General features: G+C 41.5%; 3 protein-coding genes. 2 read left to right on the forward strand and 1 reads right to left on the reverse strand.

Translation table 11 applies throughout. The features are described 5' to 3' along the window. A partial coding sequence (locus HEM79_RS22835; RefSeq protein WP_286178685.1) for an RHS repeat-associated core domain-containing protein occupies window positions 1-528 on the forward strand: 528 nt, incomplete at its 5' end. A gap of 2 nt (window positions 529-530) precedes the next feature. Next, window positions 531-872: a hypothetical protein gene (locus tag HEM79_RS22255; protein WP_176241577.1), complete on the forward strand. Its 342-nt coding sequence runs from the start codon at window positions 531-533 to the stop codon at window positions 870-872. Between the two features lie 50 nt (window positions 873-922). Here HEM79_RS22255 and HEM79_RS22260 read toward each other — a convergent pair whose 3' ends face one another. Continuing rightward, a complete protein-coding gene (locus tag HEM79_RS22260) occupies window positions 923-1,222 on the reverse strand; it encodes a SymE family type I addiction module toxin (RefSeq protein ID WP_183082727.1) in 300 nt (99 codons plus the stop codon). Window positions 1,223-1,233: the final 11 nt, after the last annotated feature.

The raw sequence follows: 1,233 nt of genomic DNA on the forward strand, positions 1-1,233 counted from the left end.
TACAATCTGCACAGGTACTATGATCCGGATGTCGGGCGGTTTACGCAGCCGGACCCGATAGGGCTGGCGGGGGGATTAAACCTTTATGCTTATGCGCCGAATCCAATAAGCTGGATCGATCCGCTTGGATTAACAGGTACCTCCCTTGAAAAAGGTGCTCCTCTTCCTGATGCAACTAAAGTTTATAGAATTAGTACCGATGGTTCTTATGGGTTTGATTTCAATCCTCGTGAAATAGACGCTATTAATAAAGGGAAGTTAAATCCTCCAGGAGTATCTGTTATCAGAGCTAATAGTGCTGACGAAGCCATCAGAATATGGAATGAAGCATTTCCTAAAAGACCCGCGACAAGTGTTGGGGAGGTCAATGCAGCGGACCTCAGAAAAATTGGATTTGATGTTATTCACGATCCGTCTGGAGGTAAGTTGGGGGAAAATCATGCAAGATTAATTCATCCAGAGGGTGTTGATGGTTTTAATGCCAACAAAGGGAAACTGTCTGGTACTTTCAGAGGATGTGGAGGATAAGGATGAAAGACTATATCATTTCATTTAGAGAGAATGAGAAATATGCTCTTATAGAATATAACAGGGTTGATAAGTTCGACTACTATTATGAAGGTGTTATTATAGAATCTTATTTTCCAGAAGAAATAATTTTTCTTATTGAAGAGCGCAATGGAATTATTGATGATATGGCAATATCTCTTTTGGATGAAGTAGAGGAAAAATTGTATTCATATAACATTGGTTTAAAAGAAAGTGGCTCTATGATTTTTGATATTGAAATTATTGATGGGGATAAAATTTCATTTTTTACAAAATATCCATCAAGTCAGGGTTATTTAGATAGATATCCAGGGAGTCAATAACCTTCACTTAAAAGCCGGGAGATATTAAATATTCCCGGTTTTTTTATTATTTAATTTTCGTTCAGCACACTAAACATCCCGTCCCGCATCCCCTTAACTGCCTGTTTAACCTGATAAAGTTCCTTCCTCAGTTCCTGCACCTCGTTGCACTCCGCAATCAGGATCAGGCATCCTTCCGAGATTTTCACCGTGACGCCCGTCCCGGTATCAAACCCCGCATCTCTCAGCCATTTACCGGACAGGTTCAGTGCCGGGGTGCTGGTATCACCCCGCTTTGGGCGGTAGCCAACGACAGTTCGCCGCTGGGTTTTGGAAATGGTGACTTCTGGCGTAATATCGTGTTCAGCCATGATTAACTACC

It is taken from the genome of Escherichia sp. 93.0816, assembly GCF_013368855.2.
Taxonomy (GTDB): domain Bacteria; phylum Pseudomonadota; class Gammaproteobacteria; order Enterobacterales; family Enterobacteriaceae; genus Escherichia; species Escherichia ruysiae.

Coding starts and splice junctions, on each gene's coding strand:
- HEM79_RS22255 (WP_176241577.1), top strand. CDS start 531: ATGAAAGACTATATCATTTCATTTAGAGAGAATGAGAAATATGCTCTT.
- HEM79_RS22260 (WP_183082727.1), bottom strand. CDS start 1,222: ATGGCTGAACACGATATTACGCCAGAAGTCACCATTTCCAAAACCCAG.